Origin of the sequence: Terrisporobacter petrolearius (assembly GCF_020748185.1) — a bacterium.
GTDB lineage: Bacteria > Bacillota > Clostridia > Peptostreptococcales > Peptostreptococcaceae > Terrisporobacter > Terrisporobacter petrolearius.
This window is the reverse complement of the sequence record NZ_JAHZMO010000008.1, coordinates 102,771-128,922: the sequence shown is the minus strand read 5'-3', so window position 1 is coordinate 128,922 and position 26,152 is coordinate 102,771. Positions and strand designations below refer to the sequence as shown.

The 26,152-nt window shown below is 27.4% G+C and carries 28 protein-coding genes; 25 read left to right on the top strand and 3 right to left on the bottom strand.

The features are described 5' to 3' along the window. Positions 1-28: 28 nt before the first annotated feature. From K0040_RS07240 to K0040_RS07175, 14 genes are all read left to right on the top strand, one after another. Complete coding sequence (locus K0040_RS07240) at positions 29-565, top strand: hypothetical protein (RefSeq protein WP_209006031.1); 537 nt, start codon at positions 29-31, stop codon at positions 563-565. A 232-nt stretch (positions 566-797) separates the two neighbouring features. Next, positions 798-1,223 (top strand): hypothetical protein, encoded by a 426-nt coding sequence (locus tag K0040_RS07235; RefSeq protein ID WP_228108251.1) that lies wholly within the window; start codon positions 798-800, stop codon positions 1,221-1,223. A 74-nt stretch (positions 1,224-1,297) separates the two neighbouring features. After that, positions 1,298-2,131, top strand: a complete 834-nt coding sequence (locus K0040_RS07230) for a hypothetical protein (protein ID WP_228108250.1) — start codon at positions 1,298-1,300, stop codon at positions 2,129-2,131. Positions 2,132-2,149: 18 nt separating this feature from the next. Continuing rightward, positions 2,150-2,812, top strand: coding sequence for a hypothetical protein (locus tag K0040_RS07225; protein WP_228108249.1), 663 nt, complete (start codon positions 2,150-2,152; stop codon positions 2,810-2,812). A gap of 1 nt (position 2,813) precedes the next feature. After that, positions 2,814-3,551 (top strand): hypothetical protein, encoded by a 738-nt coding sequence (locus K0040_RS07220; protein ID WP_228108248.1) that lies wholly within the window; start codon positions 2,814-2,816, stop codon positions 3,549-3,551. Between the two features lie 2 nt (positions 3,552-3,553). After that, on the top strand, positions 3,554-4,201 hold the full coding sequence (locus tag K0040_RS07215; RefSeq protein ID WP_228108247.1) for an ATP-binding cassette domain-containing protein: 648 nt from the start codon (positions 3,554-3,556) through the stop codon (positions 4,199-4,201). Next, positions 4,188-4,874, top strand: coding sequence for a hypothetical protein (locus K0040_RS07210; protein ID WP_228108246.1), 687 nt, complete (start codon positions 4,188-4,190; stop codon positions 4,872-4,874). Before K0040_RS07215 ends, K0040_RS07210 begins: the two co-directional genes overlap by 14 nt. A gap of 396 nt (positions 4,875-5,270) precedes the next feature. Next, complete coding sequence (locus K0040_RS07205) at positions 5,271-6,608, top strand: 6-phospho-alpha-glucosidase (protein ID WP_228108245.1); 1,338 nt, start codon at positions 5,271-5,273, stop codon at positions 6,606-6,608. A 13-nt stretch (positions 6,609-6,621) separates the two neighbouring features. Continuing rightward, a complete protein-coding gene (locus K0040_RS07200; RefSeq protein WP_228108244.1) occupies positions 6,622-7,119 on the top strand; it encodes a PTS sugar transporter subunit IIA in 498 nt (165 codons plus the stop codon). A 137-nt stretch (positions 7,120-7,256) separates the two neighbouring features. Next, positions 7,257-8,015, top strand: coding sequence for a MurR/RpiR family transcriptional regulator (locus K0040_RS07195; RefSeq protein WP_228108243.1), 759 nt, complete (start codon positions 7,257-7,259; stop codon positions 8,013-8,015). A 4-nt stretch (positions 8,016-8,019) separates the two neighbouring features. Beyond that, entirely contained in the window at positions 8,020-8,793 is a 774-nt protein-coding gene (locus K0040_RS07190; RefSeq protein ID WP_228108242.1) for a MurR/RpiR family transcriptional regulator, read from the top strand. A gap of 327 nt (positions 8,794-9,120) precedes the next feature. After that, positions 9,121-11,520: an SH3 domain-containing protein gene (locus tag K0040_RS07185; RefSeq protein ID WP_228108241.1), complete on the top strand. Its 2,400-nt coding sequence runs from the start codon at positions 9,121-9,123 to the stop codon at positions 11,518-11,520. 327 nt (positions 11,521-11,847) lie between these two features. Beyond that, complete coding sequence (locus tag K0040_RS07180; RefSeq protein WP_228108240.1) at positions 11,848-13,290, top strand: sensor domain-containing diguanylate cyclase/phosphohydrolase; 1,443 nt, start codon at positions 11,848-11,850, stop codon at positions 13,288-13,290. A 148-nt stretch (positions 13,291-13,438) separates the two neighbouring features. After that, positions 13,439-14,353, top strand: coding sequence for a DMT family transporter (locus K0040_RS07175; RefSeq protein WP_228108239.1), 915 nt, complete (start codon positions 13,439-13,441; stop codon positions 14,351-14,353). A 49-nt stretch (positions 14,354-14,402) separates the two neighbouring features. Here the strand turns inward: K0040_RS07175 and K0040_RS07170 are convergent, their stop codons facing one another. After that, positions 14,403-15,056, bottom strand: coding sequence for a deoxynucleoside kinase (locus tag K0040_RS07170; RefSeq protein ID WP_228108238.1), 654 nt, complete (start codon positions 15,054-15,056; stop codon positions 14,403-14,405). Continuing rightward, entirely contained in the window at positions 15,044-15,712 is a 669-nt protein-coding gene (locus tag K0040_RS07165) for a deoxynucleoside kinase (RefSeq protein WP_228108237.1), read from the bottom strand. The genes K0040_RS07170 and K0040_RS07165 overlap by 13 nt, the downstream gene beginning before the upstream one ends. 199 nt (positions 15,713-15,911) lie before the next feature. Here K0040_RS07165 and K0040_RS07160 point away from each other — a divergent pair, with 199 nt between their 5' ends. The 3 genes from K0040_RS07160 to K0040_RS07150 all read left to right on the top strand — a co-directional run bounded on the left by K0040_RS07160 (position 15,912) and on the right by K0040_RS07150 (position 18,324). After that, on the top strand, positions 15,912-17,048 hold the full coding sequence (locus K0040_RS07160) for an aminotransferase class V-fold PLP-dependent enzyme (protein WP_228108236.1): 1,137 nt from the start codon (positions 15,912-15,914) through the stop codon (positions 17,046-17,048). Positions 17,049-17,061: 13 nt separating this feature from the next. After that, a complete protein-coding gene (locus tag K0040_RS07155; RefSeq protein ID WP_228108235.1) occupies positions 17,062-17,598 on the top strand; it encodes a (Fe-S)-binding protein in 537 nt (178 codons plus the stop codon). 183 nt (positions 17,599-17,781) lie between these two features. Beyond that, the gene (locus K0040_RS07150) at positions 17,782-18,324 is read left to right on the top strand and encodes an NADH peroxidase (RefSeq protein WP_228108234.1); all 543 of its coding nucleotides are present in this window, start codon (positions 17,782-17,784) and stop codon (positions 18,322-18,324) included. 439 nt (positions 18,325-18,763) lie between these two features. Here K0040_RS07150 and K0040_RS07140 read toward each other — a convergent pair whose 3' ends face one another. Next, positions 18,764-19,804: a PTS sugar transporter subunit IIC gene (locus K0040_RS07140; RefSeq protein ID WP_265588825.1), complete on the bottom strand. Its 1,041-nt coding sequence runs from the start codon at positions 19,802-19,804 to the stop codon at positions 18,764-18,766. A gap of 390 nt (positions 19,805-20,194) precedes the next feature. Here K0040_RS07140 and K0040_RS07135 point away from each other — a divergent pair, with 390 nt between their 5' ends. From K0040_RS07135 to K0040_RS07100, 8 genes are all read left to right on the top strand, one after another. Further along, positions 20,195-21,466, top strand: a complete 1,272-nt coding sequence (locus tag K0040_RS07135; RefSeq protein ID WP_228108233.1) for a dihydroorotase — start codon at positions 20,195-20,197, stop codon at positions 21,464-21,466. 61 nt (positions 21,467-21,527) lie between these two features. Next, positions 21,528-21,827, top strand: a complete 300-nt coding sequence (locus tag K0040_RS07130; protein ID WP_228108232.1) for a hypothetical protein — start codon at positions 21,528-21,530, stop codon at positions 21,825-21,827. A gap of 169 nt (positions 21,828-21,996) precedes the next feature. Next, on the top strand, positions 21,997-22,248 hold the full coding sequence (locus K0040_RS07125) for a fatty acid kinase subunit FakA-related protein (RefSeq protein ID WP_074915853.1): 252 nt from the start codon (positions 21,997-21,999) through the stop codon (positions 22,246-22,248). A 21-nt stretch (positions 22,249-22,269) separates the two neighbouring features. Beyond that, on the top strand, positions 22,270-22,605 hold the full coding sequence (locus tag K0040_RS07120; RefSeq protein WP_228108231.1) for a nucleoside triphosphate pyrophosphohydrolase family protein: 336 nt from the start codon (positions 22,270-22,272) through the stop codon (positions 22,603-22,605). A gap of 129 nt (positions 22,606-22,734) precedes the next feature. Further along, positions 22,735-23,481, top strand: a complete 747-nt coding sequence (dapB, locus tag K0040_RS07115; RefSeq protein ID WP_228108230.1) for a 4-hydroxy-tetrahydrodipicolinate reductase — start codon at positions 22,735-22,737, stop codon at positions 23,479-23,481. Between the two features lie 94 nt (positions 23,482-23,575). Next, positions 23,576-24,289, top strand: coding sequence for an MJ1433 family protein (locus tag K0040_RS07110; RefSeq protein ID WP_228108229.1), 714 nt, complete (start codon positions 23,576-23,578; stop codon positions 24,287-24,289). Between the two features lie 109 nt (positions 24,290-24,398). Further along, positions 24,399-25,292: an ABC transporter ATP-binding protein gene (locus K0040_RS07105; RefSeq protein WP_228108228.1), complete on the top strand. Its 894-nt coding sequence runs from the start codon at positions 24,399-24,401 to the stop codon at positions 25,290-25,292. Further along, complete coding sequence (locus K0040_RS07100; RefSeq protein WP_228108227.1) at positions 25,292-26,107, top strand: ABC transporter permease subunit; 816 nt, start codon at positions 25,292-25,294, stop codon at positions 26,105-26,107. The genes K0040_RS07105 and K0040_RS07100 overlap by 1 nt, the downstream gene beginning before the upstream one ends. Positions 26,108-26,152: the final 45 nt, after the last annotated feature.

Sequence of the window (26,152 nt, the reverse complement as noted above, 5' to 3'; positions counted from 1 at the left end):
TTATATTAATTCGAAAGTAGGAGATGAAATGAGCAAGAGCAAAAAAACTAAAGCTAAAAAAGTCAAAGTTAATAAGCCAAAAGTTGATCAAAATAAAGTAAAGTCTTTAAACAAGTATTATAATGTGGCAAAAGTATTACTTATATTATCGCCTTTTATGAGCTTAATTTACTTATCTATGAATTCAGCACAAATCGGTTTATCACTACCACAGGCAATACAACAAGATCCAAGACTTACAATACTATTTTTGGTATCTATGATAAATCCATTTATAGCTTATTTACTAATATTTATTCAAAGAAAAATAGAATCAAGTGATGTAAAATATGCAGTTACAAATTTAGTTATGTTTATTGTTGCTGAGCTATTACTAAGAAATACACTGTATGTTATACTATTTGGGTTTATTTTATATAAAACACTTAAAGTTTATAATGTAACTATTAAAGAGTCTTTTAAAGATAAACTAAAAGATGGGTTGTTAATGACGATTTCAGGAAGCTTAGTTGTTATTTCTTTAGCTAGTATATGCTTATTTGCTACAATTAGAATTAGTATGTAAATACATTTGTTAATTATTTCACTTAATCATAAATAAATGAAAGGAACTATCACATAAACAATTAAAAGCTGTTTTGTGATAGTTGTTTTTATTTGTAAATTCTCTTTTGAGAGTAAATATTAAAATTTGTACAAATGGAATATTATGTTAAAAAATGTTGACAATTATTATTATTATTATTATTATTATTGTTGTTGTGGAAAAATTTTCAAATAATAAGGGGGATTTCTAAATGAAATTTAAAATGAAATTTAAAAAAGTTATTGCAATAGCAAGTGTTTTCACAATATTATCTACTGTGCCATCATTTGCAGCAGGTATTGGATCTGGAACAGACCATACTTTCACAACTGAGTTACCAACATTTTGTGACAATATTTGGTTCATATTTAGAAAAAAAGAAACTAATACTCAAAATTCAAAAATTAAGCTAACTCAATTACCGTCTAAATGTGAAGGAACTAATGTTTGGATTGAAAATGGTTTTAAAACACGAGTTTCACAAGTTATAAAAGTTACTGATAAAAATACTAAAACGATAAGAATTAATGATGCTGGAACTGCTCGTAAGGGAAAAACTGTAAGATTAGGTCTTGAAGACAGGGACAAGACATTAATTTTTAAACATACAATAAAGGGTATAATTAATTACGGATAAAATGAATAAAGCAGGTAAATTATATAAAAGCCTATGATTTACCTGCTTTATATTGTTAATTTTTAGGAGGATTTATGAAAAATTTAATCAATTTTGAATTATATAATATCGCCAGAAGAAAAGAGCTCAAATTAGTATTTTTTTTACTTTTTAGTGCAAGTATTATAGATTTTATCTTAGTATGTTATACATATAAAGGTTATCCTATTGAAACTGTAAGAGCTTTTTATGACGAGTTTTTTTTGTTTAGTTCATATGCTTTAGTTGGAAAACAATTATATGTTGTATTATTTTCTATTATTGTATCATTAATATATTCAGATAGTTTAGTAATAGAATCAAAAAATAATATTAATAATTATGTATATATAAGAACGAAAAAAATAAAACATATTTTAGCGAAGGTAACTGCTAATTTTTTAGTTGTTTTTTTATGTTTATTTATTTGCTTATTTGTAAACTTTATTTTAACAAAACTTACATTTCCTGATATAAGTGGAAGTAATTTATATGGTACGCCTTCATCAATATTATATAGCTTAGAAGGTTTAAAAAGTTTATCAGAAAGTAATTCATTGTATATAATAGAGAAAATATCAGTATATAATAAAAGTATGTATATATTAGTAATAATTGTTTTAAAATCAGTTGCAGGAGGATTACTAGCAACATTAAGCTTAGCTTTATCAACTATACTTAAGAAAAATAGAATAATATCTATATTCTCTGTATTTATATTGATAAATGTAATATTTCTAATAGAGCATTTTTTACCTCAAATATTTTCTATTTCCAGCTTTTTAAATTTTGAAAATAATAGTATTTTGGAATATGCACTAGTATCGCTAGTAATATTGTCAGTTTCCATAATATTATTTAAAAAGTGGATTGCAAAAGATACTATTTAGAAGTTAGGGGATGAGAGTATGCATAATATATGTACGTATTATTTGAAATATTTTATAAAAAATAAATGGATACTATTAGTTGGTGCATTTATTTTTTGTTTATTTTTTGCATTTATTAATGGATCAGGTGAATATAATCTAGAATTGGATTATGCATATTATTTAAATGGAACATATTTATTAATTATAGTAATACCACTTTTAGTAGTTATAATCGCTAGCATTATTAATGTTTCCTTAGATACAAATACATTAATTAGACTAAAACACAATCCTAAATATTACTTATATATGTTTTATTTAGTTGTTATAACATCATTTGTTTATAGTATGTATATATTGATTCCATTTATTATTTCATCTAGTTTACACTTTAATATAATTGGGGGAAAAATATTTTTTATTAAAAATATTTTATACAATTCAATGAATTATTTTATAATAGCTGAGATATATATTGTTTTGTATAGTATTATAAAAAAATCAAATATTACCATAATATTAACTCTTATTATAATTTTTACTGTTAACTGCTTGAGTGCACTAGTATATGAAGTACCTATGTTAATAGAAATTTTATTTTTTGATAATAGTTTTTTTGTGTCCAAGTTATTTTTGTGTATATTACTAGTATTTGTAGATAAGTTATGTTTTAAAATTATTTATAAGGATGTATGTTGACATGAATTTAGATAGTATAAAAAAGTCAAAAATAATGATATTTGCAGTCTTATCAGGATTAATAAATATACTTGTTTCTTCAAGTAAAACACCATTAATATCAATTGGATTTAATCCAATTAATAACTTTGTGTTTTTAGAATTTGGAAACTTACATAAATATGTTTTACTTCTTATTCGTTGGATAATTCCTCAATTAATTTGTATATTATTGTATCATGACTATGTGTCAGAAGTTTTCACATGTAATGGTTCACTTGTATTTACTCGAGTAAATAAACGATTAAAATACTATTTCATTATGATAGCTAAACTTTTTTTACATGTTTTTATATTTTTAACAATTCAATTGATGCCTTTGTTTTTGACTAATTCAACTGTAAACTTAGAGTTATTCAATTTAAAAGTATATTTAGCATATATTATATATATTTATATGATTTTATTAATTATTAATATACTAAATATTATTATAGGTATGAATTATAGTATATTTTTAACATGTTTTGTTCAAGTAATATCCATCATGACTTTAAATTTTTTTGTTAAATTAGGTGTTAAATTTGTTGGGATTTTTAAATTTAATCCTTTAACTACTATATTTTTCAATGAAGTAAACGATAGTATTTTAGGAAGTGGTAGTATAAATTCAACTATAAGTATAACAGTAGTATTTACAATTGTATTTATACTGTTTTCAAGTATATATATAAATAAAATAGATTTAATAGGAGAATAAATATGAAAATCGAAATAAAAAATTTATGCAAAACTATAAAGAATAAAATAATTTTAGATAATATAAATTTAACTTTAAATGATTCATTGATATATGGATTTTATGGAAGAAATGCATCAGGTAAAACTATGCTATTTAGAGCTATATGTGGATTAATAACACCTTCTCAAGGTACGATAGAGATAAATGGAAATATGGTGACTGATTCAAGTACAGAATATTTGAATGTTGGAGCTTTAATTGAAAATCCACGATTTTGGGACAATTATACAGCTTTTGAGAATTTAAAATCATTATCTTTAATAAGGAACATTATAAAGGATGAAGATATAATCAATACGCTATCTAGAGTGGGATTAGATCCTTATAGTAAAGAAAAAGTTAAACAATTTTCACTTGGTATGAAGCAAAAGCTAGGAATAGCTCAAGCTATTATGGAAAAACCAGATTTACTTATTTTAGATGAACCCACAAATGCATTAGATGAAGAAAGTGTAGACAATATTAGGAAGATATTAATAGAAGAAAAAAATAGAGGAACTATTATACTTATTGCTAGCCATAATAAAGAAGATATAAACCTTCTTTGTGATAAAAAATTTAAAATAATGAACGGAAAAATAGAGGTAAATAATAATGAAGAAATTTAAGACAGTTAATTTAATATTTTTATTATCATTAACTCTAATGAGTATTGTAGGTATATATGTAGGAGTACAGACTAAAAAAAGTTTTAAACACGTTTCTTTTAATGAAATAATATCACAGAAAAATGATTTTATTATGGATAAAGAAACATTTCCTATAAAAGAAATACCTGATATTAAAAATTTATATGATAATTCGGATACAATTTTAAAAGTTACACCTATAAGCAATTCTCAAGTGATTGTTTCAGAGAATACACTAACTAAATGTAAAGTTATAAAAAATATTAAAGGCAAAGAACAGTTAGATGAAATTTATGTTTATGAAGATATGTATATTCATACATTATGGGATGGTTATCCAAAAGCACCAACTAAAATGGTGTATGATATAAACTCTTTTAATGGATACAATTTTATGAAACAAAATAATGAATATATATTATTTCTAAATAAAACTGAAAATCCTTTTACAACTAATGATATTCCAACATTTAAATTATCTTATAGCACATATAGCAAATATCCTGCTAGTGATAATTATACATATAAGATTATTGATATCAATAAAAGATATAAGTATTTGAATTTAAATACGTATGATGTATATTTTAGTGATAAAACTGAAAATAATGCGTATAAGAATTTATTTGAATCTATTGTTAAATCTTACTAAATAAGTTTTATACAAAAAGCTCATATTAAGAGACGCTTAATATGAGCTTTTTGTATATTTTTGATAATAAATATCAGATTTATATAATTAAAATTATTTTCTTGGATATAGCTTATGATATTAATAAAATAACAATATAATTTAAATAATAGAAAAATATTTCATACATAGATAAAAAAAGAGTATGTCTTTTTTAGTGATTTTAAAAAAATATTTTTAGATACACTTTTTTTGTTTATAACTAATGCCTGTGAATTGTCACAGAAAATGTTATAAAATACACTTGAACAAACCCTTTCCCTAAAGAAGGAAAACGTATTGTAATAATGTTTTTTGGGGTGTAGTATTTAATCATAAGATAAATAAAAACAACTAATCTTTGGGGAGGAAATAAAAATGAACAATAAAAAATATTCAGTTACAGTAGCAGGTGGAGGAAGTACTTTCACACCAGGAATAGTATTAATGCTATTAGAAAATATGGATAGATTTCCAATAAGATCAATAAAGTTTTATGATAATGATGCTAAAAGACAAGAAACAGTAGCGAAAGCTTGTGAAATATATTTAAAAGAAAATGCACCAGAAGTAGAATTTGCATATACAACAGATCCAGAAACAGCATTTACAGACATAGATTTCGTATTAGCACATATTCGTGTTGGTAAATATGCAATGCGTGAAAAGGATGAAAAAATACCACTAAAATACGGTGTTGTAGGGCAAGAAACTTGCGGTCCTGGAGGAATAGCTTATGGAATGCGTTCAATAGGTGGAGTTATAGAAATACTTGACTTTATGGAACAATATTCACCAAATGCTTGGATGTTAAATTACTCAAATCCTGCTGCTATAGTAGCAGAAGCAACAAGAAGACTTAGACCAGATTCAAAAATATTAAATATATGTGATATGCCAATAGACTTAGAAGAAAAAATGGCTCATATGTGTGGATTAAAATCAAGAAAAGAAATGCAAGTAGGTTACTACGGATTAAACCACTTTGGATGGTGGCACAAAATATATGACAAAGATGGAAATGATTTAATGCCACAAATAAAAGAACATGTTGCAGTAAACGGATTTGCAGATGCATTATCTGATAGTAATCAACACGTTGATCCAAGTTGGAGAGAAACTTTCACAAAAGTTAAAGATGTTTATGCAGTGGACCCAAGCACAATACCAAACACTTACTTAAAATACTACTTATATCCAGACTATGTAGTAGAGCACTCTGACAAAGAGTACACTAGAGCAAACGAAGTTATGGATGGAAGAGAAAAACACGTATTTGGTTTATGTAACGAAATAATAGAAAAAGGAACTTGTAAAGGTGTTGGAGGATTTGAGCCAGATGCTCATGCAACTTATATAGTTGACTTAGCTTGTGCACTTGCAGAAAATACAAACGAAAGATTCCTTCTAATAGTTGAAAATGAAGGTGCAATAGAAAACTTTGATAGAACAGCAATGGTAGAAATACCTTGTATAGTAGGAAGAAACGGATATGAAAAAATAAACCAAGGTGCTATACCACAATTCCAAAAAGGATTAATGGAACAACAAGTAAGTGTGGAAAAACTTACTGTAGAAGCTTGGATAGAAGGTAACTACAATAAATTATGGCAAGCAATAACATTATCAAAAACTGTTCCAAGTGCAAGAGTTGCTAAACTTATACTAGATGATTTAATAGAAGCAAACAAAGAATACTGGCCAGAATTACACTAAGGATGTGGTTCACATGTTTGGATTATTTAGTAAAAAGAAAAAGAATGACACACAAGCTGTAAAAGGATTCTACGCAATAGTAGATGGTACAAGCATAGACTTATCAGATGTAAATGACGAGATGTTTTCAAACAGAGTGTTAGGAGATGGAATAGCTACTAAACCATCATCAAATATTGTAGTATCACCTTGTAATGGCGAAGTAACATTAGTTTCTGATACGAAACATGCAATAGGTTTAAAAAATGAAGACGGTATAGAAGTATTAATTCACATAGGTCTTGATACAATTAAACTTAATGGAGAAGGATTTGAAACACTTTGTAAAATAGGCGATAAAATAAAAGTAGGACAACCTTTAGTTAATGTGAATAGACAATTCCTAAAAGATAAAAATGTAGAAGATGTTACTATGATGGTTGTTGTGGAACAAAATGGATATGAACTATCAAACTATTATACAAACCGATCAGTAGAAGCAGGTAAAAGTATACTTATAGAATATAAATAATATATGTTAATAAAAAAGAGTGGAAAGTTCATATAACTTTTCGCTCTTTTTTATTATAGTAAAAAATTAACAACTAAGTTATAATTGTATTTATAACAAAGCTTCATGTAAAGGGGCATGAAAGATGGAGACAGATAATGAAACTAGAAGAACTAATTAATAAATATTATGATCAACTTAACGATAACGATTTCCATATTTGGAACTATATATCTAATAATAAAACAGAGTGTGAAAAATTAGCTATTGATCAGCTGGCTTTTAAATGTAATGTATCTAGAACAACTATTCTTAGATTTGCTCAGAAACTGTCACTAAAAGGATACAGCGAGTTAAAGTTATATTTAAAACTAGAAAATAAAAAGCCAAAAGAAAATATGGGGCAAACAGAAATGGTTTGTGCAACTTATAATAAGGTAATAGAAAGTATTAAGAATAAAGACTGCACAGAGATTTTTGAAAAATTTGACTCAGCAAAAAACATATATATTTATGGTGTGGGAATGGTGCAATCATCCATAAAAAAAGAACTTAAACGTATATTTATGACAGCGGGGAAAATACTATATGATTTAAATGGATATCAAGAGTCTGATATTTCATTAAATCTTGCAAATTCAGAGGATTTATTTATTATTATATCTGTATCTGGAGAAAATAAATTTCTTATAGATTTTGCATCCCAGTTACAAGTAAGAAACATACCCATTCTTTCCATTACTAAATTAAAAGAAAATACATTGTCTCAAATGAGTGATTATAACTTATATATATCATCTGTTACATTTTTAGAAACGATAAACGAAATGAGTTATGAATCAGTTACATCTTATTTTATACTTATTGAGATTTTATTCTTAAAATATATTGAATACAAAAATGGGAAAGAGGAATAAATAAATGGATATGAGATTAGAAACATTAATTTGTGATAACTATAAAAACTTAAATGATAATGATAAACATATATGGAGCTTTATATTAAATAATAAAAAGAAATGTGAAAGCATGTCTATTCATGAACTTGCATCTAGTTGTAATGTTTCTCATACAACTATTTTAAGATTTGCACAAAAACTGGGACTAAATGGATATAGCGAACTAAAATTTTACTTAAAATTAGATAATCAAAATAATAAAGCTCCAGTTTTTGATAAAATAGAATACAGCAAGGTCTTTGATGATATGAACAAAACTATAAATGTTCTTATTGAAAGAGACTTTACTGACATCTGTACCCTACTAGATAAATGCAGCAGAATTTATGCCTATGGTTCAGGGGAGATACAAAATAATGCGGTAAAGGAACTTAAAAGAACATTACTTTCTGTAGGAAAGCTAGTAAATGTATTAGAGGGCAAAGAGGAGCTAAAAACTATATCTAATTACGTGAAAGAAGATGATATAATATTTTTATATTCTATGTCAGGTGAAAATAAACTTGTAAACGATTTTGCCAAAGATTTAAAAGCAAAAGGGCTAAAAGTTATTTCTATAAGTCGAAGTGGTAACAATACTTTATCAAAAATTAGTGACATAAGCATTGAATTTTATACTCACGAGGCAGCTAGACTAGACAATGATTTAAATATAATTATAGGAAGTCAATTTTTCTTGATAAATGAGTTTCTACTTTTGAAATATATTGATCACAAATACTCAAAAAAGAAATAATCATATTCTAAAAAATATAATGACAATATTTAGATAAATAAAATGATTCGTATAGATAACATGCGTGTCATTTTTTTATTTCTAGATATTTTATTTCTAGATAGTTGAATTAAAAAATGCAATTGTATGAAACATCATAACTATATTAAAATAATATATAAATTTTTGGAATTAAGTATAATTAATGCAAATTTATCTATTATTTACAAATTTGTTTACAATTTTGTAATTTTATTATATATTTAGAATATGATGAAAATTTGACCTAAAATGTCGAAAATTTACATTGAATTTGCAAGAAATATTTCTTGCTGAAGGGGGGAAGTTATGAAAAAATACACAAAATCATTTCTAGCATTGTCATTATCATTTACAATAGTTTCTCAAAACATAATGATAATAGCAAATGCTCAAGAAACAGGTTCTGTACAAATTGCTGAGAAATTATCATCAAACAAAGTAGCTATTAATGACAATTCTTATCAACCAGATCCAAAAGAAAATCCAAAGTATAATATGGGGCGTCAAAATGAAATGAGCCTTTATACTACAAGTAGAGCATTACCTAATTTGCAGGTAACGCCAATTACTAAACCAAACCTTATTGGACAAGGTGTGGTTAATACAAGTAATTTAAATGTAAGAAGTGGGCCATCAACTTCTTATGGAGTTATAGGTACAGTAGCAAGTGGTACTAATGTGGAAGTTTTAGACAAAAGTGGCAGTTGGTATAAAATATATTATAAAGATACATATGGATATGTGTCAGGTACTTATATTACTTTAAGTCCGGCACAACTAGGAATTGATGTAAGTAAATGGAATGGTTCAATTGATTGGAATAAAGTAAAAGCAGGTGGTGTAGATTATGCAATAATAAGAGCTGGTTACGGTACTTCTACTGTTGACCCATATTTCCATGAAAATATCAAAGGAGCTATAAATGCAGGTGTTGAAGTTGGAGTTTACTGGTTTAGTTATGCTACAACTAGCGCCAAAGCAAAAATAGAAGCACAAAAATGTATAGAAACTATTGCACCTTATAAAGATAAAATATCATATCCAGTATTTTTTGATTTTGAGTATGACAGTGTTGATTATGCATTAAATCAAGGTGTAACAGTTACAAAAAGTTTAGCAACAAGTATGTCTAATGCATTTTTAGATTATGTTGAAGGCCAAGGATATAAGGGAGGGCTATACACTAATAATGATTTTGGAAGTAGATATTTTTCAGATGAGTTACTTTCATCAAGTTATCTATGGATAGCTCAGTATTCATCAACAAATACATATCCAAGACCATATATGATGTGGCAATATACTGATAAAGGTACAATAGAAGGTATTGGTACTTCTACAAGTCCAAAATATTTTGATATGAATTATACTTTCTTATTACCTGAACCTACTAAAGCTATAGATTTGTCTAAAGCAACTGTAAGTTCAATAAGTGACCAAGAGTATACAGGAAAAGAAATAAAACCAAGTGTAAAGGTTAGTTATAGTGGAAAAGAGTTGGTATCTGGTAAAGATTATCAGGTAAGCTATTCTAATAATACTTCTGTTGGGACTGCCACTGTAAAAATTACTGGTATTGGAGGTTATACTGGAAGTATAACAACTTCGTTTAAAATAGTTAATAATACTCCAAGTAAAGTTACAGGCTTAGTTATAAAATCTAAAACTACAAACTCTTTAACATTATCATGGACAAAAGTTAGTAATTCACATGGATATAAAGTTTATAAATATGATAATAGCACTAGTTCATATAAATTATTAAAAACAATTACAGGAAATGCGAATAATTCATATACAGATTCTAACCTTAAAGCTAATACATCTTATACTTATAAAGTAAGAGCTTATAAAAATGTTGATAGTAAAACTTTATATGGAGAATATTCTTCATCAATAAAAGGACAAACTGATGCTGAGCTGAGCGTAATAAAAACAGGAACAACAAAATCAGGAGTAAATGTAAGAAGTGGACCATCAACAAGTTATGGAAAAGTTGGTTATTTAAATGGTGGAACAAAAGTAGAAATAGTAGAAACAGATGCAAAGACAGGTTGGTATAAAATAAAATACAATAGTGGATATGCATATGTATCTAATCTTTATGTAATTATTGAAAATGAATCAACAAGACCTGGAATAACAACATCAGGAGTAAATGTAAGAAGTGGACCATCAACAATTTATGGAAAAGTTGGTTATTTAAATGGTGGAACAAAAGTAGAAATAGTAGGAACAGATGCAAAAACAGGTTGGTATAAAATAAAATACAATAGTGGATATGCATATGTATCTAATCTTTATGTAATTATTCAAAATGAATCAACAAGACCTGGGATAACAACATCAGGAGTAAATGTAAGAAGTGGACCATCAACTAGTTATAAAAAGTTAGGTTACTTAAATAGTGGAACAAAAGTAAATATAATAGAAAAAGATGCAAAAACAGGTTGGTATAAAATTAAATATAATAACGAATATGCTTATGCATCTAAACTATATATAGCTGAAATAAAAACAGGAACAACAAAATCAGGAGTAAATGTAAGAAGTGGACCATCATCAAGCTATGGAAAAGTAGGGTATTTAAGTGGTGGAACAAAAGTAGAAACAATAGGAACAGATGCAAAAACGGGATGGTATAAAATAGTATACAATAAAGGTTTTGCTTATGTGTCTAATCTATATGTAACTATAAATAAATAAGATTATTAAAAAAGTGTGTATTATTCTTTAAGAATATACACACTTTTTTATATTAAAATAAGCAAATAATTTTGATAAGTATGTAAATAAAAATATAAGTTTATTTATAAATATTTCTCCAAAGTACATGGGAAAAGATAAGTTCGTAGATAATATTAATAAATTGATAAAAAATTGTTACTAAATAAATAGTCTCATATAGACTTAGCAAAATCAAATTCTAAGTTTATCTATAAAACAGTGCAAAAGATACATTCCATGGATAGTGTAGTTGTATCTTCGTAAATAACATTATAAATATAAGATCATTTTATACAGGAGGAACAAATGGTTAAAAGACTGGGTGATGAATACGAAAATTATAAAGAAAAACATCATTTAACAACTAAATTTATAGATACAATTCCATTTTCCATGTGGCTTAAAGATTTAGACGGAAAATATGTATTTGTAAATAAAGAGTTTGAAATAGAAGCTGGACTAAAAAGAGAAGATATCTTGAATAAAACGGATTATGATATATTAAGCAAAGAAGAAGCGGATATGTACAAAAAAGATGATGATATTGTTATAGAAACTAGACAAAGTGTTCACAGATATTATAACCTTGGAGAAAAATGTGTAAAAACTACTAAAAATCCATTTTTTAATGATGAAGGTGAGCTACTAGGGACAACGGGTATATCAGAAGATGTAACAGAGAAAAATAATTTAATAAAAGAACTAAGTAAGCTCAGTATAACAGATGGGGATACAGGATTGCTAAACAAAGATTATTTTAATAAAAAAATAAAAGAACTTAATACACCGTTAAACTATCCGCTGAGCTTAATACTAGGAGATATAAATGATTTAAAGCTTATAAATGACACCCTTGGACATATAGAGGGAGACAATCTTATTCATAATGTATGCTCTGTTTTAAAAAAGTCATGTAGAAAAGACGATTTGATCTTTAGAATTGGTGGAGATGAAATAGCCATACTAATGCCCAATACAAGTGAAGAAATTGCAAGGAAAGTAGAGTTTCGTATAATAGAAAATTGCAAACGCATAGATAGTAATAAAATACCATGTAGTATATCTTTAGGTGTTGCATGTAAGAAGTCTACTGATGAAAATATGGAAAATATAATAAAAAGAGCAGATAAAGAAATATATAAGCAAAAATTAATTTTGAAAAATGAAGCTTCAGTTATACAAAAACTAGACGATATTATTAATATTTTAGAAAATAAAAATATAGAGTGTAAAATACATTCAAAAAATGTGCTTAAATGTGCTCAGATTATGGGAAAAGAACTAAAATTATCTAAAAGTGAAATGTATGACCTAGAACTAGTTGCCAGATATCATCATATTGGAATGATTTCAATGACTGATGAAGATATATCAGAAATATTTATTATGAGTAACGAATATAAGTTTAATAAAATAGTAAGTAGTAATGTGGAAGCAAGTTTTAGAATAATGCAATTAAATCAACAATATTACAAAATTGCCAGAGCTATACTAACACATCATGAAAACTGGGATGGTAGCGGATTCCCATTTGGATTAAGAGGGGAAAATATATCTATTTATTCTAGAATTATACATGTATGTGATGACTATGTATTAGAGATGATACGTGGCATGCATGTAGGTGTTAATAACCCTATCCAAAAGTCTATAAATAAAATTTTATTTGGAAGTGGTACAAAGTATGACCCTAAAATTGTGGAAATATTTAAACAAAATTTAGAAATAATTAAAAATATAGATTATTAAAATACATTGATTTTACTTCAATGTATTTTTATTATGGGATTTTATATTTTCATTATATGTATATTTGAGAAAATAAACTAATTATAGATTTACAAATAAATCCAACTAGATTATGATTGAATTGTAGACATTAAGAGGGAGGGATTAAATGAAAAAATATTTAGGTGAAATAGGATTATTTGGAATAGCAATTATATGGGGAAGTGGGTTTATAGGAACCAAGTTAGCCTTAGATGGTGGACTTAGTACTGTACAAACCTTAACTCTTAGATTCTTCATTGCAAGTTTAATGCTAGGAATAATATTTTATAAGAAAATCAAAGAGAATATATCAAAAGAATCTTTAATAGCAGGAGCTTTACTTGGATTATTTTCCTTTGTAGGATTTACAACACAGACTTTAGGTCTTGTATATACTACTGTTTCAAAAAATGCTTTTATTACAGCTGTAAATGTTGTAATAGTACCATTTATAGGTTTTATTTTATACAAAAGGAAGCTTGATAAAATTGGCGTTATAAGTAGTTTTATGGCACTTGTAGGAATAGCAGTATTGTCTTTAGAAGCTGATTTAAGCATTAATTTTGGAGATTTCTTAACATTTATATGTGCTATTGGTTTTGCATTTCACATTTTCTTTACAGGAGAATTTAGTAAAAAATATAATTCGTACGTATTAACAGTTACACAGTTTGTAGTAGCTTTTTTATTGTCCTTAATTTTACAAATTGTAATAGGAGAAATTAATTTTAATGCGACACCAGTAGGATTAATGGGAGCATTATATTTAGGAATATTCTCTACTGCTATTGGATTCTTACTACAAACAATGTGTCAATCAAAAGTAGATCAAACAAGAACAGCTATAATTTTATCTACAGAAGCCGTATTTGGTACAATAATGTCTGTTTTAATTTTCCACGAAGTATTAACTAGTAGAATGGTAGTTGGGTGCATAATAATTTTTGTGTCAATTATAGTTGCAGAAACTAAATTATCTTTTATTAAGAAAAAATCTGTGGAAGAATCTACAAAGAATTTGATGGAATCTCAGATGGAGTAAATAAAAAAGGGAATCACAGTGTAGTGTGAATCCCTTTTTTTATAAAAAGTTATATATTTAAAGTTTCTTTAATTTTGTTGCATAACATATCTAAATGCTCTGGTTTGTTTATTAAGTCAACTTTGTTAATATTTACATATAATACTGGAGAATCATTGTATTCTTTTATCCAATCTTCATACCTATTATGAAGGTTTGTCCAGTATGCCACATCCACATCTTTTTCCATATCACGAGATCTTAATTTTATTCTATTTATTATAGTGTCTATTGAACCATCAAGATAAATCATCAAGTCTGGAGTTCTAAGATGAGGAACCATATCGTTGAATAAATCTCTATAAGTTATATAATCTCTTTTAGTCATTTTGCCATTGTCAAATAAGTTTCTAGCAAATATTTCAACGTCTTCATATATACTTCTGTCTTGTATATTATTAAGCCCGCTAGCACGTATTTCTTTTTGCTGTTTAAACCTTTGAGCTAAAAAGTAAAGTTGTAAATGGAATCCCCATTTGTCTTGGTCTTTGTAAAAATCTTCTAAATAAGGATTTCCGTCAACTTTTTCAAAATGAGTTTCAAATCCCAGCTTTTCTCCTACTAATTTTGTTAATGTGGATTTTCCTGCGCCCACATTTCCTGCAACAGTTATAAATAAATCTCTGCTTGCGCATTTGTCGCTTTTATTTTCTAATTTGAACATTGTGAATTTCCTCCTAAAGATGATATAGCTTTTTCAACTTTATCTATAATATATTTTCTGTCTGACTCGTTATTTAAGAAATCTAAATTAGAGTTATCAATTTCTATGATAATAGGTTCTTTACCAGTGAAGTTATGTTTAATAGAAAGTGGATTGAAATAATATTGGTACTCATTACGAAGATTATCGATATAATTTCTGTCCATTTGTCTTTCAAAACTTCTATCTCTACTTGCTATTCTTCTCATTAATACATCTGTATTTGAATTTAAATATATGATAATATCTGGTTGTGGTAAATCATTTACGAATATGTTATAAACTTGTTTATATCGGTGGAACTGATTATTATCAAGTGTAATACCTGCAAAAATAAGGTTTTTTACTATATGGTAGTCACTTACAACTCCCTTGCACTTGCTAAGTATATTTTTATTAACGTCTTCAAGCTGTTTTACTCTATTGAATAAAAAAAATGCTTCTGTTTGTAAAGCATATTCCTTAATATCAGTATAAAATTTCGATAAAAATGGATTTTCTTCTACAATTTCTCTAAGCAGAGTATAGCCTAGATAGTCGTTAAGTAAATTTGCTAACGTAGTTTTACCTGCACCGATAGGGCCTTCTATTGCTATAAATATACCTTTATTTTTCATCTATATAACCACCCTCTAAAATTAATGTCCCTAGTATTTTATCAGAAAAAAAAACATTATTCTACTGTTGACTTTATATAATTACAAAAAAATAAAAAATTAATAAAATTAAGGTTTATATGGCACATTTACTTATTATAATTATGCTATCATTTATATAAGATGCAATATTATGGAAATTTATCTGGGAGGAATTAATGTGGAAATATATTTAGATAATGCAGCAACATCTTTTCCAAAGCCAAAACAAGTAAGTGAGGCAGTATATGATTTTATGACTAATAATGGCACAAGTTCTGGTAGAGGAGCATATAAAAAAGCAATGGAATCAGATTTTATAATATACGAGTGTAGGAAACTTATTGGTGAATTATTTAATTTTAAAAGTCCTAAAAATGTTATTTTTACATCAAATGTAACGGAGTCCATAAACATGGTTCTTAGAGGGATGATAAAAGAAAATGATCATGTAATAACAAGTTCCTTGGAACATAATGCAGTATGGAGAACTTTGAAAACCTTAGAAAAAGAAAAAAATATAGATATAAGTAAAGTAAAGTGTGATAAAAATGGCATAACTAAAGCAAATGATGTGGAAAAATTAATAAAAGAAAATACCAAGCTTATTATATTCACTGCAGCTTCAAATGTTATTGGAACCATACAACCTATTAAGGAAATTGGAGAAATTGCTAGAAAAAATAAAATTCCTTTTGTGGTAGATGGTGCTCAACTTTGTGGAGCTTATAAAGTAGATATTGAAAAAGATAATATAGATATACTTACATTTACTGGTCACAAAAGCTTGCTAGGCCCTATGGGTACTGGCGGAATTGTTATAAACTGTGGTTATAATATAGAACCTATAAAAAGTGGAGGAACTGGTGGAGACTCTGCTTATGAATATCAAGTGGATTATTACCCAAATAAATTGGAAACTGGAACTCTTAATGTAAGTGGTATTTGTGGTTTAAGATCTGCTATTAAATTTTTATTAAAAGAACAAGTAGAAAATATTTATGAAAAGGAAAAAGGTTTAACTAAATATGCTTTAAATATTTTATCAAAGGTTAAAGATATAGAAATTTATGGACCTAAGGATTGGCAAAAAATCACACCGGTCATATCTTTTAATATAAAAAATAAAAGACCTGAAGAAGTAGCTCATATACTTGGAGACAAATATAATATTATGGTAAGAGCGGGTCTTCACTGTGCTCCTTGCGCTCATGAGATAATTGGCACAAAAGAAAGAGGAACAGTAAGAGTTAGCATGGGATATTTTAACGAAAAAGAAGAAATAGATAAATTAGCTTATGCATTAAATAATTTGTAAAAGGAGAAAATAAATGTACATAGAAAATTTAGATTTAAAGTTTATTCAACCTTGCACCACAGATTCAAATAGAATAAGAATTAAAGGAAGTTTTTCACGAAATATTGAAGATTTATTTCCTTATTTAAATACATATTTAAAAACTACAATTTATAATAAAAAGGCAGGAACACTGACATTTAATCATGGACCGAAAATAATTATTATGTACAAAGAAGAGGTGGCTGTTTCAAAATTATTAAATGAAACTGATGCCTTTGAAACTTTAGATTACATAAAAAGTATTATAAATGATTGTGCTGATAAAATAGATAAAATTACTCCAAATGAAGATATGAGAAGGCTTCCAAGCCCCATAGATGTATATGAATTTTTGCCTAAAATAAATTGTGGCAAATGTGGGGTTGCCACATGCCTTGCCTTCTCTACAAAATTAATAAATGGAAGTTTTAAACCAAATAGGTGTGTTCATTTAGAAGAAAAGGTAAATGAAGAAAATAAAGATGAGGTTGAAAAAATAGTTTTAATGTTAGGCTACGATTTACAATAAAATAATAATTATATTGTAGCTTTTAATTGTAAAAAATGGTAACATTATCTATAACCATGATTAATTTTGGCAAAATCAAAAATATTTTTTTGAAATTTTATAGAATTTGTTTAGTTAAAAAATCATGGGGTATATATTAGTTATAAATAGAAAAGATAATATTTATTGGGAGGGTATAATACTATGAAAAAATTTGTATGTACTGTATGTGGATATATTCATGAAGGAGAAACTGCACCAGAAGTATGTCCAGTATGTAAAGTAGGAGCTGAAAAGTTCGAAGAAATGAAAGGTAAAATGAATTGGGCTGATGAGCATAGAATAGGTGTAGCTCAAGGAGTTGATGAAGAAATAGTTGAAGGACTTAGAGCTAACTTCACTGGTGAATGTACAGAAGTTGGTATGTACTTAGCAATGAGTAGACAAGCTGATAGAGAAGGATATCCAGAAGTTGCTGAAGCTTACAAAAGAATAGCTTTTGAAGAAGCAGAACATGCTGCTAAATTTGCTGAATTATTAGGTGAAGTAGTAGTTGCTGATACTAAAGAAAACTTAAGAGTTAGAGTTGATGCTGAGTATGGAGCTACTGAAGGAAAATTAAAAATAGCTAAGAGAGCTAAAGAATTAGGATTAGATGCTATACATGATACAGTTCATGAAATGTGTAAAGATGAAGCTAGACATGGTAAAGCATTCTTAGGATTATTAGAAAGATATTTTGGATAAGATTTCCTATAAATAAATTGTAACAAATTTAAATATGCTTTTTCTTATGATAATTGGTTTGTCAACTATTTATTGTGAGGAGGAGCATATTTTTTATTTTATGTTCTGGGACTTTTATTTTAGGGCTGGCTACTTATTTTGCAGAAAAAAATTTAAAACTAATAGAAAAACTAGCTTATGAAATGGGTTTCAAGCATGTTCAAAGAACTACTCCTAAATTTCATGATGAGATAATAGCCTTTACAAGTCAACTACCACATGTTCTTGCTGTAGCATTTCTATAAGATAAATAATGATTTGAAAAATAAATTATAATAAATAATTAAGAAAGGAAAAGGTCTAAATTAAAATATGGAAATTGATTATTTGAATAAAAAAAAAGCTTAAAGGAATAATTTATATTAAACCTTTAGGCTTTTTAATTTGCTATTTAAATATATTAAGCAGCTATATCATCTGAGTTAGTTCCACGAACTACATCAGCAGTAGTTATTTTGTAGTTTTTGAATATTGCATATCCTATGAAACCAGCAGCTATTGATACTGCAATACAACCAGCAGCAGTTATTAAAACTTGCATTGGTGGGTTATAAGCAAACATTACTGCGAAACCAGCTATTGGAGTAGCAGTTCCAGGAGAGTTGTTTACAAGTCCCATCATAGCTATTATTACACCAGACATTGCACCACCTATAAAGTTAGTAACATATACTGGTATTGGGTTAGCAGATATTAAGTCAGCTTGAGTTAATGGCTCTATAGCAACTGATATATTATCTTTCTTAGAACCAAACTTCATTTTTGAGAAGAATACAAAGTTCATGAAAGAAGAACCAAATACTGATAATGCACCTATTGCCATTGGAGCACCAGTTAATCCTATCATAGCTGTTAAAGCCATTGAACTAAGTGGAGCAGTAGCAACAACAGTTATTAAACCACCAAGTATTATACCCATTAATATTGGAGATGCAGATGATGCTTGAGTTAATACTGTACCAACAGTTTCAAGAACACCGTTTACAATTGGACTACTGAATTGCCCGATACCAAATGCAAGTGGTGCAGCAACTAATATTATAACGATTAAATCAAGTCCAGCAGGAACTTTTTCTTCTAACTTCTTAATAACAAATGATATTAGGTAACCAGCTATAAATCCTGGTAATATCTTGAAGTTTAAACATGTAAGACCAACCATTACAGCATATACTGGAGAAACTCCAAGAGCTAATGGTACTAAAGTTGCAGCTGCAACACCACCTAATGAACCGTTTGCTGCTCCTACGTTTTCAAGGAATTTTATTCCTAAAACTTCACCAAAGAATGAGAAGTGGAAAGCTTCAACTAAGAATGATGCAACTGCAGCGTTTGCAAGTCCACCCATTGCTTTCATACCTTGTGGTGCTTTGTAACTAAATAAAGTAAATAGTGCTAATACTACTAATAATAAAGCAGTACCTGTTAAAATTTGAATCATATCGATTTCCTCCTAAAATTATTGCTTATTCCTCTGAAATAGTTTAAGGAATTAAATTTTGAGGATAAGCCTTTCCTCAATTGATGAAAGATTTCCTCTTACGTATAAAAAACATTTTACATTATAATTATTAATTTGTAAACCTATTTTTCGACAAAAATTTCAAAAAGCAAAATTTTATATAAATTCTAAAAATTTCATTAAATTATAAACTTAAAAAAATGAATATTTTTTTAATTACATTTTAGAACCTATTATGGTAAAAACTGAATAATATTAAAAAGAAAGAATTTTATGTATGTATTGGTAAAATTCTTTTTTTATTTTTTAATAAAAAATGGTACAATATTTATAATTTATATATAAATAGATATTGCAAAGGAGGTATTTATGATTTTAATAAAAAATGGAAGATTAATTGATCCATTGAGTAAAAAAGATGAAGTAGTAGATATAGCTATTGATGGTGGGAAAATTAAAAAAATAGGCAAAATAGAAGTTAATGAAAAAATTAAAAAAATAATAGATGCAAAAGGATATATAGTTTCTCCAGGATTAATTGATGTTCATGTGCACTTTAGAGATCCAGGTTTCACATATAAGGAAGATATATTAACTGGAGCAAAATCTGCAGCAAGAGGTGGATTTACAACTGTTGTTTGTATGGCAAACACAAAACCTGTAGTTGATAATGTAGAAACCCTAAATTATGTAAATGAAAAAGCAAAAGAGGCTTGCATTAATGTACTTCAAGTTGGTAGTATAACAAAAAGTTTTAGAGGAAAAGAATTAACTAACTTTGAAGAACTATTAGGAAATGGAGCTGTAGGATTTAGTGATGATGGTATAGCTATAATGGATACAGAAATCTTATATGAAGCGATGAATAAGGCAAAGGAGCTTGATGTGCCAATAAGCCTTCATGAGGAAGATTCTAATTTTATAGAGACTGCTGGAGTAAATGACAGTGAAATAGCTAAAAAATTAGGTCTTAAAGGTGGAGCCAAAACTTGTGCAGAAGATGTTATGGTAGCTAGAGACTGTATGATTGCTTTAGAAACAGGAGCGAAAGTAAGTATTCAACATATAAGTTCAGGTGTAGCAGTAGAAACAGTAAGATTTGCAAAATCACTTGGAGCAAAAGTTTATGCAGAGGCAGCGCCTCACCACTTTACTTTAACTGAAGAAGATGTACTAAAACATGGGTCATTGGCAAAGATGAATCCACCACTTAGAACACAGAAAGATAAGCAAACAATAATTGAAGGATTAAAAGATAATACAATAGAAATAATAGCAACAGATCATGCACCACATACTATAGAAGAAAAAAGTCGTGCGTTTCCTGCATGTCCAAGTGGTATCATAGGTTTGGAGACATCTTTAGCACTAGGGATAACATCTTTAGTAAAAGAGAAACATTTAAGCCTAATGGGCCTATTAGAAAAAATGACTATAAACCCTGCAAAACTATATAATTTAGACAGAGGATGTATTAAAGAAGGAGCTATTGCAGATATTTTAATATTTAACCCAGATGAAGAATGGGTAGTAAAAGATTTTGGTTCTAAATCAAGTAACTCTCCTTTTATAGGTGAAAAACTATTTGGAAAAGTTAAATACACAATTAGCGAAGGAAAAATTGTTTATACTGACAATTAATCCTAAAATGTACTTACCTATGCTATAATTTAATTGAAAATATATCTTAGGGGGGGATCATATGACAAGGGGAAGTAAATTTAATGTAGGAATAAATAATATAACTATAGACCGTTTCACTTTATTAAGATACAAATTAATTTTAGATAAGTATATTAAGTCAAATAATCTTTGGGAAGAAAATGCCCGTGAATGTTGGCTTTATGATTTAATAGATTTCAAATTAAAAGGTGATGTGGGACTAACTTATAGAAGTATAAGAGTACTAGAAGACAACTGGGGATTTGATAGTGATAAGGACGACATTGATGATTATATAAATAGATACATGGCTAAGTTTATGACAAAAGCAATTAAATAAGTATCAAAGATTTTGTAATTTAGAAATTTGAATGACCACCTTCATGGTTTTGAGGGTGGTCATTATTTTTTAAACAGTAAAATGTTTAGAACTCCATATTACTAGTGTATAATATAATTATTAGAAAAATATATTACATAAGATAATAAACTAGAAAAGGAGTATGAATATGTTAGAGTATAAATTTGATACACAATTATTAATTGAAGGAACTAATCTTAGTGAAGATGAAATAAATGATTACATAACAGAAAATATTAAAGGAGATTGTTTACTTGCTGTTGGTGATGAAAGCTTAATTAAAATTCACTTTCATACTAACACTCCATGGAAGGTTCTTGAATACTGCGCTTCAAAGGGAGATATTCATGATGTTGTAATTGAGAATATGGATAGGCAAGCCCATGGACTTCAAGGGTAGTATTTATTTTAGGAGGAATATATGAAAATTAATGAATATCAAGAATTGGCAAAGAGAACAATTAATAAAGATTTAAATGAAAAGGATATGTTGATAAATGGTGTAATGGGACTTTGTGGTGAATCAGGAGAGGCAATAGATATTGTAAAAAAACATATAGCCCATAATCATAAATTGGACAAAGATCATTTGGCAAAGGAGCTTGGTGATGTTGCTTGGTACTTAGCTGAAACAGCCACTGCTTTAGGATACTCATTGGAAGATATATTTAAAATGAATATTGATAAATTGAAAAAAAGATACCCTGAAGGATTTGATAGTGAAAAATCTATTCATAGAAGAGATGATGATATTTAAAAATAATTAAAAATACCCTATTTTCATTTGGAGAATAGGGTGTTTTTATGTGAATTAATTGACATAAATGTATCAAATAAATTACCATTATAGTGTAAATACATATTATTGTACAGGGGAGATTTTGTGATGATAAAAATAATAGTAAGTGGCCTTGGAAATACAGGAAGAGAAATAGTAAAATGTATAAATGAAACTGAGGGAGTAGAAGTATTTTGTGCAGTTTCAGATCATGATTTAAAAGACGTAGATTTTAAAATATATCCAAAGTTTAGCGATATAGAAGGAAAAGCAGATGCAATAATAGATTTTTCGAAAGCATCTAGACTAGAAGAAATTTTAGACTATGGTGTAAGTACTAAAACACCAGTAATTATAGGTACTACAGCTCACAGTGATGAACAAAATGAGAAAGTTAAAGAAGTATCAAAATTAATACCAGTATTTAAATCTTCAAATACATCAATTGGTATAACTGCAATGCTTCAATTAGTAAAAACAGCCACTAGATTATTAGATGGATTTGATATAGAAATAATAGAAAAACACCACAATAGAAAAGAAGATTGCCCATGTGGAACGGCTTTTATGACAGCAGATGCTATTAAAGAAGTAAGAAATGAACTTACAAATATTTACGGAAGACATGGAAAAAATGCGAAAAGACAAGAAAATGAACTAGGTATACATACTATAAGAGGTGGAACAATTATAGGAGACAACGATGTGATCTTTGCAGGAGATGATGAAGTACTAGAAATAAAACATAAAGCTGGATCAAACATGATATTTGCCAAAGGCGCTGTTATGGCAGCTAAGTTTATTGTAAATGCAGAAAATGGGCTCTACGATATGAATGATGTTTTACTAGGATAATAAATATAAGTGATGCATATGAAAAATATAATAAGTCAAAAATTTTTTCCTATGATATAATAATCAAGATATTGGTAAAATTAGGAGGAGAAAAATGAAGAATAAAAAATATTATATTGTAGTATCACTAATATTAGTAGGTTTATCTGCTATTATGTTTCTGATACATTACTTAGTATTTGGCCAAGCTGTAAACACAGCATATTATTCATTAATGAATTTATGCTTTATTCCTGTAAACAGTTTAGTTGTTACATTAATATTGGAAAGATTAATAGATTATAAAGCAAAGCAAGAAAGAATGGAAAAGTTGAGTATGTTAATTGGACTATTTTTTACTGAGGTAGGATACAAATTGATGCGTCTAATTATAAAAGCAGATAAGTTGGGCAAAAATTCCATAACTTCTTTTAATAATTTAGATGAAGTAAAAAATCAAGTGGAAAAACATGATTATAATATTGATATGAAAGAGATAGATCTGGATGAAATAAAGGATGTTTTATTGGAAAATAGCAATTTGTTAGTGAATTTAATAAGTAATGAAAATATAACGGAACATGAAATTTTTACAGACTTACTTATGTCCGTAATTCATTTAAGAGATGAAATTATTTTTTATAAAAATGATAAAAATAGTCAATTAGATATTAGTCATTTAGAAAAAGATATTTTAAGAGTTTATAAAAATATTGCTATGCAATGGGTTGATTACTTAAAGTATTTAAATAAATCGTATCCATTTTTATATAACAATGCAATTAGGTTAAATCCATTTAGATTTAATCAAGTTAAAAAGATTTACTAGGTTATAAGACTTAGTAAATCTTTTTATATATTAGAATAAAATGTTTGAAAGCTTAGGCAACTAACTCTATACTAGTATTATAAAATAAAATAAAAGTGAGGGATTTGCAGTGAAGATAATTGAAACTAAGAATCTAACAAAATCGTATAAGAAAAACAGAGGAATTGAAAATATTAATATAAGTGTACATGAAGGAGAAATTTACGGATTTATTGGACCAAATGGTGCAGGAAAATCTACTACAATAAAGACATTACTAAACTTCATATATCCAACTGGTGGAAGTGCAACCATATTTGGAATGGATATTGTAAAAGATAATTGCAAAATAAAAGAAAGCATAGGATATGTGCCTAGTGAAGTTAAATATTATGACACAGTTAAAGTAAAGGATATAATGAAATATGCTCAAAGTTTTTATCCAAATGTTAGTGATGAAGAATTATCACAAATATGTACAGATTTAGAATTAGATATGGAGAAGAAAATGGAAGAACTTAGTTTGGGAAACAAGAAAAAAGTAGCAATTGCTCAAGCATTAGTTCAAAATCCAAAACTTTTAATTTTAGATGAGCCTACTAATGGTCTAGATCCTCTAATGCAAAAAAAGTTATTTAATATATTAGTTAAAGAGAAGGAAAAAGGAAATACTGTTTTCTTATCATCACACAATTTAAACGAAGTGCAAAGTTTATGTGATAGGGTAGCAGTAATAAAAGAGGGAAAAATAATAGATGTAATTGAACTTGAAAAGGCTACAAAGACTCTAGGGCTAAAAGTTACATTAAGCAGTAAGGATATTAATGAAGAAATAATACTAAACTTAGGTGGAAAGGTTTTAAATAAGTCAAACAATAACTCATTTGTCTTTCTTTATTACAAAGATACAAACTCTCTAGTTAAAGAATTAAGCAAATATACTATTGATGAATTATTAATAGAAAAAGAAGACCTAGAAGATACTTTCTTAAATTATTATGAAAATAAGGAGGAAGATAAATAATGAACATATTTAAATTTGAGTTTAAAAGACTATTAAAGTCATGTATTATTTGGTCAGTAGTTTGTGGTATGATGATAGCTTTATTTATGTCGTTGTTTCCAAGTATGGCCGATATGGGAATGCAACAGTTGGTAAATGATAAGATGAGTGGCTTATCTGTCGATATGTTAAAGGCATTTAATATAGATACAGGAACAGATTTTTCAGATATATTTAATTATATGGCATATGTTATTCAATATATTGCAATGGCAAGTGCTGTCTATGGAGCAATTTTAGGCGTTAACTCTCTTATAAAAGAAGAAAGTCAGGGGACAATAGAATTTTTATATTCAAAACCAATAAAAAGAAGCAAAATCGTAAGTTATAAGTTATTATCAATAATTTCAATTTATTTTCTTTATATAGTCATTATAGGTGCGACTAATATTTTTGTTTGTATGGCAGTAAAACCAGATAATGTGGAACTTATGGATCTTTTGATAAATATTAAAATAGTATATATGGGAATGTTTATTTTAGGCCTTGTATTTATGTTTATAGGAATGTTCATATCTGCTTTAGCTAAGTCAGATAAAGGAGGAATTCCTATATCAATTGGAATATTCTTTGTTTCTTATTTATTCGGAATAATAGGTAAATTAAAAGAAGATTTTGAGTTTCTTAAGTATTTTTCACCTTTTGATTATTATGCACCAGGAGACCTTTTAAAAAATGGATTTGAAATGAAATATGTTATAATAGGTATTTGTATAATGATTGTGTCCATTGTAAGCACTTACTTAATTTATAATAGAAAAGATATGAATATTTAAAAGTTGAAGAATTTTAGATATATATCATAAGCACAAAATTAAATA